This is a genomic window from Dactylosporangium sp. CA-052675, assembly GCF_050947935.1.
In the GTDB taxonomy this organism is placed as follows: Bacteria; Actinomycetota; Actinomycetes; order Mycobacteriales; family Micromonosporaceae; genus Dactylosporangium.
In genome coordinates this window covers 7743908-7756313 of sequence record NZ_CP192010.1, presented here as the reverse complement: position 1 = coordinate 7756313, position 12406 = coordinate 7743908, and the positions used below count along the sequence as shown (strand labels likewise).

Annotated in this window: 14 protein-coding genes; 6 read left to right on the top strand and 8 right to left on the bottom strand. The window is 73.6% G+C overall.

The window, feature by feature from the left end; genetic code table 11:
• Nucleotides 1–53: 53 nt before the first annotated feature.
• The 3 genes from ACQP1P_RS34505 to ACQP1P_RS34495 form a co-directional block, all read right to left on the bottom strand.
• Nucleotides 54–1058, bottom strand: coding sequence for a hypothetical protein (locus tag ACQP1P_RS34505; protein WP_433077438.1), 1005 nt, complete (start codon nt 1056–1058; stop codon nt 54–56).
• Nucleotides 1051–1533 carry an RNA polymerase sigma factor gene (locus ACQP1P_RS34500; RefSeq protein ID WP_433077436.1) on the bottom strand — a complete coding sequence of 161 codons (483 nt, stop codon included), beginning with the start codon at nt 1531–1533 and terminating at the stop codon, nt 1051–1053. Before ACQP1P_RS34500 ends, ACQP1P_RS34505 begins: the two co-directional genes overlap by 8 nt.
• Before the next feature lie 93 nt (nt 1534–1626).
• The gene (locus ACQP1P_RS34495; RefSeq protein WP_433077434.1) at nt 1627–2064 is read right to left on the bottom strand and encodes a DUF3307 domain-containing protein; all 438 of its coding nucleotides are present in this window, start codon (nt 2062–2064) and stop codon (nt 1627–1629) included.
• Between the two features lie 156 nt (nt 2065–2220).
• Here ACQP1P_RS34495 and ACQP1P_RS34490 point away from each other — a divergent pair, with 156 nt between their 5' ends.
• A complete protein-coding gene (locus tag ACQP1P_RS34490) occupies nt 2221–3165 on the top strand; it encodes a sulfotransferase (RefSeq protein ID WP_433077432.1) in 945 nt (314 codons plus the stop codon).
• A 31-nt stretch (nt 3166–3196) separates the two neighbouring features.
• Nucleotides 3197–4300 carry an LCP family protein gene (locus tag ACQP1P_RS34485; protein ID WP_433077430.1) on the top strand — a complete coding sequence of 368 codons (1104 nt, stop codon included), beginning with the start codon at nt 3197–3199 and terminating at the stop codon, nt 4298–4300.
• On the opposite strand, the gene ACQP1P_RS34480 is transcribed toward ACQP1P_RS34485, so the two are convergent.
• Complete coding sequence (locus tag ACQP1P_RS34480) at nt 4293–5018, bottom strand: GNAT family N-acetyltransferase (RefSeq protein WP_433077428.1); 726 nt, start codon at nt 5016–5018, stop codon at nt 4293–4295. The two genes, ACQP1P_RS34485 and ACQP1P_RS34480, sit on opposite strands and share 8 nt — an antisense overlap.
• Before the next feature lie 98 nt (nt 5019–5116).
• On the opposite strand from ACQP1P_RS34480, the gene ACQP1P_RS34475 reads away from it, so the two are divergent.
• The 3 genes from ACQP1P_RS34475 (at nt 5117) to gndA (ending at nt 7467) form a co-directional block, all read left to right on the top strand.
• Nucleotides 5117–5671, top strand: a complete 555-nt coding sequence (locus ACQP1P_RS34475; RefSeq protein ID WP_433077426.1) for a TetR/AcrR family transcriptional regulator — start codon at nt 5117–5119, stop codon at nt 5669–5671.
• A gap of 31 nt (nt 5672–5702) precedes the next feature.
• Nucleotides 5703–5939, top strand: coding sequence for a hypothetical protein (locus tag ACQP1P_RS34470; RefSeq protein ID WP_433077424.1), 237 nt, complete (start codon nt 5703–5705; stop codon nt 5937–5939).
• A gap of 91 nt (nt 5940–6030) precedes the next feature.
• Nucleotides 6031–7467 (top strand): NADP-dependent phosphogluconate dehydrogenase, encoded by a 1437-nt coding sequence (gndA, locus tag ACQP1P_RS34465; protein WP_433077422.1) that lies wholly within the window; start codon nt 6031–6033, stop codon nt 7465–7467.
• 60 nt (nt 7468–7527) lie between these two features.
• Here gndA and ACQP1P_RS34460 read toward each other — a convergent pair whose 3' ends face one another.
• The gene (locus ACQP1P_RS34460) at nt 7528–8829 is read right to left on the bottom strand and encodes an MFS transporter (RefSeq protein ID WP_433077420.1); all 1302 of its coding nucleotides are present in this window, start codon (nt 8827–8829) and stop codon (nt 7528–7530) included.
• Nucleotides 8830–8868: 39 nt separating this feature from the next.
• On the opposite strand from ACQP1P_RS34460, the gene ACQP1P_RS34455 reads away from it, so the two are divergent.
• Complete coding sequence (locus ACQP1P_RS34455; protein WP_433077418.1) at nt 8869–9804, top strand: MerR family transcriptional regulator; 936 nt, start codon at nt 8869–8871, stop codon at nt 9802–9804.
• Here ACQP1P_RS34455 and ACQP1P_RS34450 read toward each other — a convergent pair.
• From ACQP1P_RS34450 to ACQP1P_RS34440, 3 genes are all read right to left on the bottom strand, one after another.
• The gene (locus tag ACQP1P_RS34450; RefSeq protein WP_433077416.1) at nt 9764–10375 is read right to left on the bottom strand and encodes a CE1759 family FMN reductase; all 612 of its coding nucleotides are present in this window, start codon (nt 10373–10375) and stop codon (nt 9764–9766) included. The two genes, ACQP1P_RS34455 and ACQP1P_RS34450, sit on opposite strands and share 41 nt — an antisense overlap.
• Before the next feature lie 2 nt (nt 10376–10377).
• Nucleotides 10378–11463: an LLM class flavin-dependent oxidoreductase gene (locus ACQP1P_RS34445; protein ID WP_433077414.1), complete on the bottom strand. Its 1086-nt coding sequence runs from the start codon at nt 11461–11463 to the stop codon at nt 10378–10380.
• Nucleotides 11464–11620: 157 nt separating this feature from the next.
• Nucleotides 11621–12406 carry an ABC transporter permease gene (locus ACQP1P_RS34440; protein WP_433077412.1) on the bottom strand — a complete coding sequence of 262 codons (786 nt, stop codon included), beginning with the start codon at nt 12404–12406 and terminating at the stop codon, nt 11621–11623.

The window sequence follows — 12406 nt, the reverse complement described above, 5'->3', positions numbered from 1 at the left end:
GTGTTCAACTAGACGGTAGACCGGTTCTTGAACGCGTTCAACTGTGCTCCCCGTCACGGCCGGACATAGCGCACCCACGCCGCGTGCTCGCCCCCGACGACGAGGGACCCGTCGGGCATGCAGAGCGTGATCGCCCCGTCGCTCAGGACCGCCGGCAGCACGGCCTCGTGCAGCGGCGCGGGCAGCGGGGTGAAGGTGCCGCCGCGCCAGACGCCCACGCCCCGCCCCGGCACGAGCATCAGCAGGCCACCCCCGCCGATCGCGCTGATCATGGACGGGTCGGCTCCGGCCGGCAGCTCCGGCTCGGCCTCGGTGCCCTCCGGTGTCAGCCGCCAGGCCCGTGTCGGCCGCGCGGCGATCGCCCAGGCGTCCCGATCGTCCGCCGACACCCGCACCTCGGCCTCGGCGCCGACCGCGGGCTCGAGCCCGCGCCAGGTCGAGCCGCGGTCGGGGGAGTGCGCCGCGTGCGACTCGAGCCCGTCGTGGGTGACCTTCCACGAGCCGCTGATCTCGCGGGAGGGCGGCTCGACGATCGCCGACGTACCGTCGGTGACGATGCTGCGCCACGTCAGGCCGCCGTCGTTCGTCTCCCACACGGTGGTGGGCGACCCGGTGACCCCGATGAGCGCCGAGGCCGGTCCGGGGTGCGCCCACAGCCGGCCCTGCGCCGGCAGCTCCGGCAGTGCCACCCGGCGCCAGGTCAGGCCGCCGTCGGTGGTGCGGCCCAGCACGTGCTCGCAGTCGCCGCCGGCCCGGCAGTCGTTGAACGTGACCCAGCCGTCGGAGCGGTCGGCGAACCCGACCGCCATCTCGCCGCGGGCGCCCTCCAGCCGGACCACCCGATCGGTGAACGGTGCCGGACCGGGCCGGGCCGCGGGCTGCAGCGCGTTGAGCGACAGGGCGGCGACCAGGGCCGCGCCCAGGCCCGCGAGCCACAGGGCGCCGCGCCGCCGGGCGCGCCGCCACCGGGGCAGCGCCTCGACCGGGACCGGCCGGAACGTCCCGGTGAACGCCTCGGCGAACCGCGCGAACTCGTCCTCGACCAGGGTGTCAGGCATGCCGGGCCTCCGGGGTCAGCTGGGCGGCGAGCCGGGCCCGGCCGCGGGTGAGCCAGGAGCGCACGGTGCCCTCGGCGACGCCCTCCTGCTCGGCGATCTCGGCCACGCCGAGCCCGCCGAGGTGGTGCAGCACGAGCGCGCGCCGCTGGGCCGCGGGCACCTCGCGCAGGGCCGCGACGAGCGCGACGCGGTCCGGGGTCGGGCCGTCGACGTGCTGCTCGCGCTGGCGGGCGAGGAACCCGATCGCGGTGCGCAGCCGTCGCAGCCGGCTCGTGGCGAGGTTCCAGGCCACGCGGCGGACCCAGGCGGCCGGGTCGGCGTACCGCTGAATCCGCGGCCACTGCTCCAGCGCCCGGCAGAACGCCTCCTGGGCGACGTCCTGGGCCTCGGCGTGATCGCCGAGATAGGCGTAGAGCTGCACGGCGATGCGCTGGAAGTGCGCGCCGTAGAACTCGCTGAAGGGCGGCTCGGGCATGTCCATGTCACGCGCGGGCGGGCCGGATCGCTGCAGGCGTCGGGGAATCGGTCGCGAAGCGGCATCTGGGCCGGCGGGGCCCGGCGTCTCGCGTCACAGCCCCGCGATGATCAGCGCCGACACCAGCAGGGCGAGGTGGTGCAGGGCCTGGTCGGCGACGTACATCCCGCACACGGGCGTCGTGGCCTCCGCGAACCCGGGCGAGCGGGTGGACCGCAGCAGCGCCCGGACCGGCCAGCGGCGGTCCAGCCAGCCGTGGGTGAGCACCGAGAAGGTCAGACCGGCGGCCACCCCGGGCGGGGACAGCGGCAGCCGCAGCGCGAACGCCGTCAGCAGCAGCACCGCGGTGACCACGAGGTGGTAGTTGAGCAGATGGCCGGCCAGGGCACGCCAGCCGGCCGGGCCGCGCTCCGCCTTGCGCTCGGCCTGGTGATCGGTCTGGGCGACGTGGTCGCCGACCGCGTGACCGACCATGAGCGCCACCAGCACGACGGCGAAGACGACCGACCGGGTGAGCGTGTCGTCCGGCATGGGCCGCTCCTCACATCGACGAGAGTTCCGATCATCCGCCCGCCGCCGGCCGAGTTCTACGCCGAACGCGACAGAACACATGTGTCCTCGGTCGCGTCACCCGCCCGTACCTGGCGATATGCGTAACTCAGCGGACAACTCGGGCGTTGGGTCAAGGTGCGCAGCGACCCGAGCCCGACGACCCGCGTGCTCTACCTGGCCGGATGGGGGCGCAGCGGGAGCACGCTCGCCGAGAGCCTGCTCGACCAGGTTCCCGGGCTCGTGGGCGTCGGCGAACTCAAGTTCCTCTGGGAGCGCGGGCTGCTGCAGAACCGGCGGTGCTCCTGCGGCACACCCCTGCGCTCGTGCCAGTTCTGGGTCGACGTGCTGGGCGAGACGTTCGGCGGGATGCCCGACGACGCGACGGCCCGGGCCCTCGACGCCGCGTCGCGCCGGTTCCGCACCCGCCACCTGCCCGGCCTGCTGCTCAAGCCGACCAGCCCGCCGGACGCCGACCGCCTGCTGTGGTACTACGAGATCCTCGAGCGCCTCTACCGCGCGATCGCCGCCGTCAGCGGGGCCCGGGTGGTCGTCGACTCCTCGAAGTTCCCGTCGTACCTCACGGCGCTGCTCCAGTCGCCCACCCTGGACGTGCGCGTGGCCCACATCGTGCGGGACCCGCGCGCGGTCGCCTACTCGTGGCAGCGGCACCGCCACGACCCGGACGCCCCGAACGGCGCGCAGATGCCGCGCATGCACCCGGGCTTCACCGCGCTGTACTGGTCCGCCTGGAACCTCGCCACCGAGCGCATCGCGCGCCGCTCGGGCCTGTCCTACCTGCGCTTCCGGTACGAGGACCTCATCGCCGACCCCGACGCCACCCTGCGCGCGATCACCGAGCTCAGCGGGGTGCCGGCGGCCGCGCTGCCGGTCGGCGAGCGGGGCGAGGTGGTGGTCCCGCGCACCCACCAGGTCTCCGGCAACCCGATGCGCTTCCGCTCCGGGCCGGTGGCGCTGCGCCTCGACGACGAGTGGACCACGGGCATGGCGACGCGGCACCGGTACCTCACCGGCGCCGTCACCGTCCCGCTGCGCCACCGCTACGGGTACAGGGACACCTAAACCGCTCCCGGGCGCGGCCGATGTGACAGTGGTGAAGGCGTGGCTCGTCACGGCCGCCGTCGTGCTCTCGGTCGCGCTCGGCGGCGCCCTGACCTGGCAGCACTACCTCGGCCGGGTGGGCGAGGCGGACCTGCTCGGCGACGCCGGCCGCGAGCACCGCGGGCCGCCCCGCCGGATCGACATCCAGTCCGCGCCGCGGCTGTCCGCCGGCCCGGGCACCCGTCCCGGCGCCGGCGTGCGGAGCCGGCTCGACGCCGAGCCGGGGCGCAACATCCTGCTCGCCGGCCTCGACGCGCGCCCCGGGGAGGACCGGGCCGCCGCGCGCGCCGACACCGTGATCATCGTGCACGTGACCGAGCCGGGCGACCGGGCCTTCCTCGTCTCCCTGCCCCGCGACACCCGGGTCGCCATCCCCGGCCACGGCACCGACAAGCTCAACGCCGCCTTCGCGCTCGGCGGCTTCGAGCTGCTGGCGCGCACCGTGCAGCAGCTCACCGGCCTGGTCTTCGACGCCGGGGCGATCATCGACTTCGCCGGCGTGCGCAAGGTCGTCGACGCGATCGGCGGGGTCGAGCTGTGCGTGGACGAGGAGACGACCTCGGTGCACATCGGGTGGGACGCCTCGGGCAAGGAGACGCCGCCGTACCGCCTGATCCCGCCCTCGTTCCGCCCGGTGAAGATCGCCGGGGTGCGGGCGCAGGTGTACCACGTCGGCTGCCGCCACTTCGCGGGCTGGGAGGCCCTCGACTACGTGCGCCAGCGCGAGCTGATCCCCGACGGCGACTACGGCCGCCAGCGCCACCAGCAGCAGCTGCTGCGCGCGATCGCGGAGAAGGTGACGTCGGCCGGCGTGGTCGCGAACCCGATCGCCCTGAACCGCGCGATCACGGCCGTCGGCGACTCGCTCACCTTCGACGGCAACGGCGCCTCGGTGACCGACTGGATCGTCCGCCTGCGCGCGATCGGCCCCGGGGACCTGACCCTGCTGCGCACGAACGCGGGCCGGTTCCACACCGAGCAGCGCGACGGCCGCGACTACGAGAACCTGGACCCGACGACGTCCGCGCTCTTCGCCGCGGCCCGCGACGACCGGCTGGCCGAGTTCGCCCGCCTCAACCCGTCCTGGGTCATCTGACGCCGGTCCACCAGCTCGCCTGCGTGAGGTGCTCGAAGCCGAGGGACTCGTACAGCGGCCGCCCCATTCGCGAGGCGGTGAGCGTCATCGGGCGGTCGTCGAACCGGCGCAGCAGCGCGTGCATGAGCGAGCGCCCGACGCCCCGGGAACGGAAGGCCGTGCCGGTCGTCACCCAGTACACCCCGACGACCTCGGGCTCGGGGACCGCCACGCACGCGCCGGCCGGCTCGCCGTCGAGCTCGGCGAGGTAGACCTCGACGCCGGTGAGGAGGGGCTCGGGAAGGGCGGCGCCGCGCTCGTAGGGCTGGAAGAGCGCCAGCGGGAACTCCTCCACCACGAGCCGCTCGGCGACGTGCAGCTCGTCCGCCCCGATCCGGCGCACGGGGACGCGGGGCTCGCCGGCGGGGCGGGCCGGGCGCCGCAGCATCACCGGCATCGGGCGCCGCTCGTAGCCCTGCGCGGCCAGGCTCACCGACCCGAACGCGTCCTCGACCATCACCCGTGCGGGCCGCTGGAGGAGGGCCGCGAAGTCCTCGGCGCCGCGGGCCGCCAGGGTGAGCACGCGCACGTTGCCGCGCTCGTCGTCGAGCACCGCGAACCAGCCGTCGCCGCGGCGCGTCTCGTGGCCGCGGGCGCGGGCGACCCGGGCCCAGAACCCGGCCGCGTTCCCGGCCGCCATCCGCAGCGCATCCTCGTCCACCCGCGCAGCGTAGGTCATGCCCACCGTACGGTCGCCGACATGCACCGGTGCGCGCACGCTGCCCGGCCGATTTCCGGTGCTAAAGTGGAGGCTTACCTCCGATAGAAGGTGGCCGGATGCAGACGCAGGGCGGGGTGCGGCGGCCGCAGCGGGCCGATGCGCGGCGCAACTTCGACGCGCTCATCGCCGCCGCGCGGGACGCCTTCGCCGAGCACGGCACCACCGCCTCGCTCGAGGAGATCGCGCGGCGCGCCGGGGTCGGGATCGGGACGCTGTACCGCAACTTCCCGACCCGGCAGGACCTGTTCGACGCGGTGTACCTCGGCGAGCTCGACGCGCTGTGCCGCGCCGCCGACGACGTCGCCGGGCTGGAGCCGTGGGACGCGCTCGCGGCCTGGCTGCGCCGGTTCGTCGGCTACGTCGCGACCAAGCGCGCCATCTACGAGGAGATCAACCGCGACTCCGAGATGGTGCGGGGCGCCCGCGAGGCCATGTACGCCGCGTTCGAGCCGCTGCTCGCCCGCGCCCAGGAGGCCGGGGCCGCGCGGGGCGACGTCAGCACCGACGACCTGCTGCGACTCGTCTCCGGGCTCACCGCGGGCGGATACGTCGACGAGGCGCAGCGCGAGCGCGTGCTGAGCGTGGCCCTGGACGGCGTGCGCGCCCGTTAGTCGATCATGCCGCCCGGGTATCGATCGGTGCATGGGTGTCGATCTGCTGCACAAGCCGGTCGTGGATCTGGCCGGGCTGCCCGTCGGAACGGTGGACGGCGTCGAGACGGTGGTCGGGCGGGACGGGTCGTTCGAGATCGCGGCGCTCGTGGTCGAGCCGCGGCGGCGATTCTGGGGCAGTACGGCGCAACGCATGCGAATCTCGTGGGACCTTGTGGCCTTCTGTGACCGCAGCATCACGCTCATGGTGCGCAAACACCTCCTGTAGCCTTCGGGTCGACGCGCGCTTCGGACCTTGATCACGGGGTAGTGATCGGTGCTCCGGGGCAGAGAGCTCGACTGGATGAGGTGCATCGCAGATGTCCGACCTGGCGCAGATCGGCGTGACCGGTCTCGCGGTGATGGGCCGTAACCTGGCCCGGAACCTGGCCCGCAACGGCTACACCGTCGCCGTGCACAACCGCTCGTACGAGCGCACCCGCCGCCTCGTGGACGAGTTCGCGCATGAGGGCACCTTCGTGCCGAGCGAGTCCATGGCCGATTTCGTGGCTTCCCTGGCCCGCCCGCGGGCCGTCATCATCATGGTCAAGGCCGGCGGCCCCACCGACGCCGTCATCGACGAGCTCGTGCCCCTCCTGGAGGAGGGTGACATGATCGTCGACGCCGGCAACGCCCACTTCGCCGACACCCGCCGCCGCGAGCAGGCGCTGCGCGAGCACGGCCTGCACTTCGTCGGCACCGGCGTCTCCGGTGGCGAGGAGGGCGCCCTGCTCGGCCCGAGCATCATGCCCGGCGGCTCCCCGGAGTCCTACCGGACCCTCGGCCCCATGTTCGAGAAGATCTCGGCGAAGGTCGACGGCACCCCGTGCTGCATCCACGTCGGCCCCGACGGCGCCGGGCACTTCGTGAAGATGGTCCACAACGGCATCGAGTACGCCGACATGCAGCTCATCGCCGAGGCCTACGACCTGCTGCGGGCCGGGCTCGGCGCGACCCCGGCCGAGATCGCCGACATCTTCCGCACCTGGAACACCGGCGACCTGGAGTCGTTCCTGATCGAGATCACCGCCGACGTGCTCTCCCAGATCGACGCCGACACCGGCCAGGCCTTCGTCGACATCGTGCTCGACCAGGCCGAGCAGAAGGGCACCGGCCGCTGGACCGTGCAGAGCGCGCTCGACCTGGGCGTGCCGATCACCGGCATCGCCGAGGCGACCTTCGCCCGCTCGCTGTCCGGCCACGCCGACCAGCGCGAGGCCGCCCGCGCCGCCTTCGGCACCGAGGTCGCGGCGCTGGAGGTCACCGACCGCGACCAGTTCATCGAGGACGTGCGCGCCGCGCTGTACGCCTCGAAGATCGTCGCGTACGCGCAGGGCTTCGACCACATCCAGGCCGGCAGCGAGGAGTTCGGCTGGGACATCGACCGGGGTGCCGTGTCGACGATCTGGCGCGGCGGCTGCATCATCCGGGCCCGGTTCCTCAACCGCATCCGCGAGGCCTACGACGAGAACCCCGGGCTCAAGAGCCTCATGGTCGCGCCGTACTTCGCCGAGGCCGTCAACGCCGGCGTGCCGGCCTGGCGCCGGGTCGTGGCCGCGGCCGCCGCGGCGGGCATCCCGACCCCGGCGTTCTCGTCGTCGCTGTCGTACTTCGACGGCCTGCGCGCGCAGCGCCTGCCCGCCTCGCTGATCCAGGGCCTGCGGGACAACTTCGGCGCGCACACGTACCGCCGCACCGACCGCGAGGGCACCTTCCACGTCGAGTGGGCCGGTGACAAGAAGGAGCACAACGCGTAGTAGTCGTCCGTTCACGTTCAGCATTTATGGGCATGATCGGTTAGGTCGGTCGTGGTACGGTCATGAAAGCGGAACGAGACCGGGGCCGAGGTCGTCTTGTGGTTGCCGGAGCGCGACGAGGGCTCCGGCAACGGCGGCCGCGGCGGTGAGCCAGAACGCGATCGCATACGCGCCGGTGCGCAACGGCAGCGTGAGCAGCGCGACGGCGACGGCCCCGGCGAGGTACTGCGCGGTGGTCATCGTCGCCCCCGCGGACGACTGCCGCTCGGCGGGCACGTCCCGCGCGCCGAGCACGAACATCGCGGTGTAGACGACCCCGTGCGCGGCGCCGCTGACGAGGAGCCCCGGCAGCACGCCGCCGGGGTAGCCGGCCCCGGCGGCCAGCGCGAGCCACGCCAGGCTCGCGGCGGCGACCGCGAACCCGCCGCCGAGCGTCCGGGCGGCCCCGAAGCGGCGCACGAGCCGCGCGGTGAGCGAGCTGCCGACCGTGACGAGCGCGGCGAGCGGCAGGAACGCGAGCCCGGCCTCCAGCGGCGCGAAGCCGTCGCGGTCCTGCAGCATCAGCGTCACGACGTAGAACTCGGAGCCGACGCTGGCCATGTACAGCGCGGCGGCGAGCGACCCGGCCCGCAGCGACGGCGGGCGCAGCCGGGCGGCCGGCCGCACGATCGCCGCGCCCAGGAGCGCCGCGCCCACCAGCGCCGCGATCGCCGCCGGGTCCGACCAGCCGCGCGCGCCCGCCAGCGTCAGGCCCAGGGCCGCGGCGACCGCCGCCGCCGTCGACACCAGCACCCGCGCGAGCGGCGCCGGCGCGGGGCGGGCCGGCGCCGAGCCCAGCAGCCAGATCGCCGCCCCCGCGGCGCAGGCGAGGGTCACGGGGACGTTGACGAGGAAGGTCCAGCGCCAGCTGTACCGCGTGAGCAGCCCGCCCAGCACGACCCCGGCGGCCAGCCCCGACGCGCCCACGGCGCCCCACACCGACAGCGCGCGCGTGCGCGCCGGACCCGTGAAGCGGGCGCCGATCAGGCCCAGGATCGCCGGTTGCAGCAGCGCCGCGGCCAGGCCCTGCACCCCGCGCGCGGCCAGCAGCGGCGGCCCGGAGCCGGCCAGGCCGCCGGCGAGGCTCGCCGCGCCGAAGAGCAGGCACGCGCCCAGGAACACCCGGCCCGCGCCGAGCCGGTCGCACAGGCGGCCGCCGAGCAGCAGCAGGCCCGCGAACGGCACCGCGTACGCGCTCACCACCCACTGCGCGGCGGCCAGGTCGAGATCGAGCTCGCGGGCGATGGCCGGCAGGGCGACGTACACGATCGAATAGTCGAGGGCGAGCAGGAACTGCGCCGCCGAGAGCACGGCAAGGATCATGCTCGCCATCGTCCGACCCTCACACTAGTGTGAAGGTCAATGCGCATCGGCGAACTTTCCGCGCGCACCGGGACTCCGGCCCGGCTGCTGCGCTACTACGAGGAGCAGGGCCTGCTCGCGCCCGAGCGCCGCGCGAACGGCTACCGCGACTACGGCGAGCACCTCGTCGACCGCGTGCAGCAGATCCGCGGCCTGCTCGAGTCGGGGCTGACCACGCGCCTGATCAGGAACGTGCTGCCGTGCCTGGCCGACAACCCCTGCGGCATCACGATCGCCGATGCCGGGCCCGAGGTGCTCGCCCTGCTGCGCCACGAGCGGGACCGCATGGACGCCCGGATCTCCTGCCTGAGCCGCAACCGTGACGCGATCGACGCGTACCTGGCGAAAGTGACCCGACCCATGATCGAGCCCAGCGTGACCGTCGCCACCGCCGCCGACCGGGACGCGGTCGTGGCCACCTTCGTGGCCGCGTTCGCCGCGGACCCGGCCCTGCGCTGGTTCCTGCCCGACGACGCCACCTACCCCGCCGAGGCGGCCGCGATGGCGGGCTCGCTGTTCGACCTGCGCGTCGGGCACGGCACGGTGTGGCTCGCCGACGGCGGCGCGGCGGTCGCGATGTGGGATCCGCCGAGGTCCCCGGGCGGCCCCGGCGTCGAGCACCCGCCCCAGGCCGGGCGCTTCGGCCGCTACCAGTCGATCGTGCACACGAAAATGCCACAGACGCCGCACTGGTACCTCGGGGTGCTCGCATCACACCCCGAGCACCGCGGTCGCCGGCTCGGCCGCGCCGCGATGGCCGCCGGGCTCGCGCGCGCGGCGGCCGACGGGCTGCCGGCCTACCTGGAGACCTCGAACCCGGGCAACGTCGAGGTGTACCGCTCGGCCGGCTTCGGCGTCGTCGAGTCGCTGCACGTCGACGACCTCCCGGTATGGATCATGAGGTGCGACGCAGGAAGTCGTCGAACGACGTCGTGAGCGGCAGCCCGGGCGGCTCGGGCGCCTCGGCGACCGGCGCGCGGGCGGCCACCAGCGCGGCCAGCTCGGCCCCGGCGCGCCCGACGCGCTCGTGCAGCGTGTCCCGCCCGCCGGCCGCCCAGTCGTCGGTCGCCGCGAACACCGCGGTGGGCGCGACGACCGCGCGCAGGTAGGCGAACATCGGCCGCAGCGCGTGCTCCAGCGTGAGCGAGTGCCGCGCGGTGCCGCCGGTCGCGCCCAGCAGGACCGGCTTGTCGCGCAGCACGTCGTCGCCGAGCACGTCGAAGAACGACTTGAACAGCCCGCTGTAGGACGCGTTGAAGATCGGCGTCACCGCCACGAGCCCGTCGGCCCCGGCGACGGCGTCGAGGACCTCCTTGAGCGCCGGCGACGGGAACCCGGTGAGCAGGTGGTCGGTGATGTCGTGGGCGACGGCGCGCAGCTCGAACGTGCCCACCGCGGCGTCGTCCAGCCGCCCGGCCACGGCGGCGGTGAGCCGGTCGGCCAGCAGCCGGGTGGACGACGGCTGGCCGAGCCCGGCGCTGATCGCGACGATCGAGCGAGTGGTCATGGCTAGGCGTCCACCTTCTGCGCGGCGGCCTTCAGGGACTCGTGGGTGGGCGCGTCCGGCACGTGCGCGGGGCGGCCGATCGCGAACTCCTTGCGCAGCACGGGCACGACCTCCTCGCCGAGGATGTCCAGCTGCTCCAGCACCGTCTTGAGCGGCAGGCCCGCGTGGTCGAGCAGGAACAGCTGCCGCTGGTAGTCGCCGACGTACTCGCGGAAGCCCAGCGTGCGGTCGATGACCTCCTGCGGGCTGCCGACCGTCAGCGGCGTCTGCGCCGAGAAGTCCTCCAGCGACGGGCCGTGCCCGTAGACGGGGGCGTTGTCGAAGTAGGGCCGGAACTCGTTCTTGGCGTCCTGGGAGTTCTTGCGCATGAACACCTGCCCGCCGAGGCCGACGATGGCCTGGTCGGCCGAGCCGTGGCCGAAGTGCTCGAAGAGCTTGCGGTAGAGCTCGACCATCCGCTGCGTGTGCTCCTTCGGCCAGAAGATGTGGTTGGCGAAGAAGCCGTCGCCGTAGTACGCGGCCTGCTGTGCGATCTCCGGCGTGCGGATCGAGCCGTGCCAGACGAACGGCGGCACCCCGTCCAGCGGCCGGGGCGTGGCCGTGAACCCCTGCAGCGGCGTGCGGAACTCGCCCTGCCAGTCCACGACGTCCTCGCGCCACAGGCGGCGCAGGAGCGCGTAGTTCTCGAACGCGAGGTCGACGCCCTTGCGGATGTCCTGGCCGAACCACGGGTACACGGGCCCGGTGTTCCCGCGGCCCATCATGAGGTCCACGCGGCCGTCGGCGAGGTGCTGCAGCATCGCGTAGTCCTCGGCGATCTTCACCGGGTCGTTGGTCGTGATGAGCGTGGTCGCGGTGGACAGCAGGAGGCGCTCGGTCCGGGCCGCGATCCACCCGAGCATGGTGGTCGGCGAGCTCGGCACGAACGGCGGGTTGTGGTGCTCGCCCATCGCGAACACGTCGAGCCCGACCTCTTCGGCCTTGAGCGCGATCGTCGTCATCGCCTTGACCCGCTCGGCGTCGGTCGGCACCCGCCCCGTCGTGGGGTCCTGCGTCACGTCACCGACGGTGAACACACCGAACTGCATCTCGAACGCCACCTTCACTGCGGACCCGGGCGGCTCCCCGGCCTCTGCGCGCTACAACATAGCTGACTTGTCAAACATTCCGCCAGTGAACAATCAACTTCCATGACTTCCCGAGGGCCGCCCGGCCGGTCGGGATCGGGTACCGACGGCGCTGCCGTCAGTTGCCCGCGCTCTCGTAGCGGCGCAGGCCCCGCGCGAAGATCCAGCCCGCCACGGCCAGGCAGTACGCGGCGACCAGGGGGGTCAGCAGGCCGACCCACGCGTGGCCGCGGCCGAGCACGTAGGTGACCGGGAAGAAGCTCACGAACGCGAAGGGCAGGGCGAAGCCCAGCGCGGCCTTGAGCGCCCACGGGTACACGCTCAGCGGGAACCGGGCCAGGTCGCCGGCCTGGTGCACGGCCATAGCGAAGAGCGGGCTCGGGCTCTGCATCCAGAACGAGGCCGCGTTCGTGGCCAGGTTGATCGCCACCTTGACGGCGATCGCGCTGAGCAGGACGACCAGGCCGAGCAGCACCCGGGCGGCCGACCACGCCACGTCCGCGTGGGACAGCGCGGAGCCGAGCATGAGGGCGCCGGTGACGATGTTGGACAGGCCGTGCGGGCCGATCTGCACGCTCGAGGCCTGCAGGACCACCGGGTACGGGCGCACCAGCATGTAGTCGATGTCGCCCTGGTTGATCTGCCAGGCGATGCTCCACATGCCCTCGAAGAACAGGGAGCCCACGCCCTCGGCGACGGCGACCATGCCGAACATGGCGACCACGGCCCAGAAGCTCCAGCCGTTGATGGCCGGCACCTTGGAGAACACGGCGGCCAGGAACGCCACGTTCACGACCTGCATGACGAGCGTGCCGGCCATCATGACCCAGAAGTCGCCGTGGTACTCCAGCACCGATCGCAGGTGCGCGCCCAGCAGCCGCAGATAGAGTCGCGCGATACGCAT

What these genes read in the sequence shown, in the direction of transcription:
- ACQP1P_RS34440 (WP_433077412.1), bottom strand. Translation starts at nt 12,406, where the DNA reads ATGCGTATCGCGCGACTCTATCTGCGGCTGCTGGGCGCGCACCTGCGA.
- ACQP1P_RS34470 (WP_433077424.1), top strand. Translation starts at nt 5,703, where the DNA reads ATGGGTGTCGATCTGCTGCACAAGCCGGTCGTGGATCTGGCCGGGCTG.
- ACQP1P_RS34445 (WP_433077414.1), bottom strand. Translation starts at nt 11,463, where the DNA reads ATGCAGTTCGGTGTGTTCACCGTCGGTGACGTGACGCAGGACCCCACG.
- ACQP1P_RS34455 (WP_433077418.1), top strand. Translation starts at nt 8,869, where the DNA reads ATGCGCATCGGCGAACTTTCCGCGCGCACCGGGACTCCGGCCCGGCTG.
- ACQP1P_RS34450 (WP_433077416.1), bottom strand. Translation starts at nt 10,375, where the DNA reads ATGACCACTCGCTCGATCGTCGCGATCAGCGCCGGGCTCGGCCAGCCG.
- ACQP1P_RS34505 (WP_433077438.1), bottom strand. Translation starts at nt 1,058, where the DNA reads ATGCCTGACACCCTGGTCGAGGACGAGTTCGCGCGGTTCGCCGAGGCG.
- ACQP1P_RS34500 (WP_433077436.1), bottom strand. Translation starts at nt 1,533, where the DNA reads ATGCCCGAGCCGCCCTTCAGCGAGTTCTACGGCGCGCACTTCCAGCGC.
- ACQP1P_RS34480 (WP_433077428.1), bottom strand. Translation starts at nt 5,018, where the DNA reads ATGACCTACGCTGCGCGGGTGGACGAGGATGCGCTGCGGATGGCGGCC.
- ACQP1P_RS34495 (WP_433077434.1), bottom strand. Translation starts at nt 2,064, where the DNA reads ATGCCGGACGACACGCTCACCCGGTCGGTCGTCTTCGCCGTCGTGCTG.
- gndA (WP_433077422.1), top strand. Translation starts at nt 6,031, where the DNA reads ATGTCCGACCTGGCGCAGATCGGCGTGACCGGTCTCGCGGTGATGGGC.
- ACQP1P_RS34460 (WP_433077420.1), bottom strand. Translation starts at nt 8,829, where the DNA reads ATGATCCTTGCCGTGCTCTCGGCGGCGCAGTTCCTGCTCGCCCTCGAC.
- ACQP1P_RS34475 (WP_433077426.1), top strand. Translation starts at nt 5,117, where the DNA reads ATGCAGACGCAGGGCGGGGTGCGGCGGCCGCAGCGGGCCGATGCGCGG.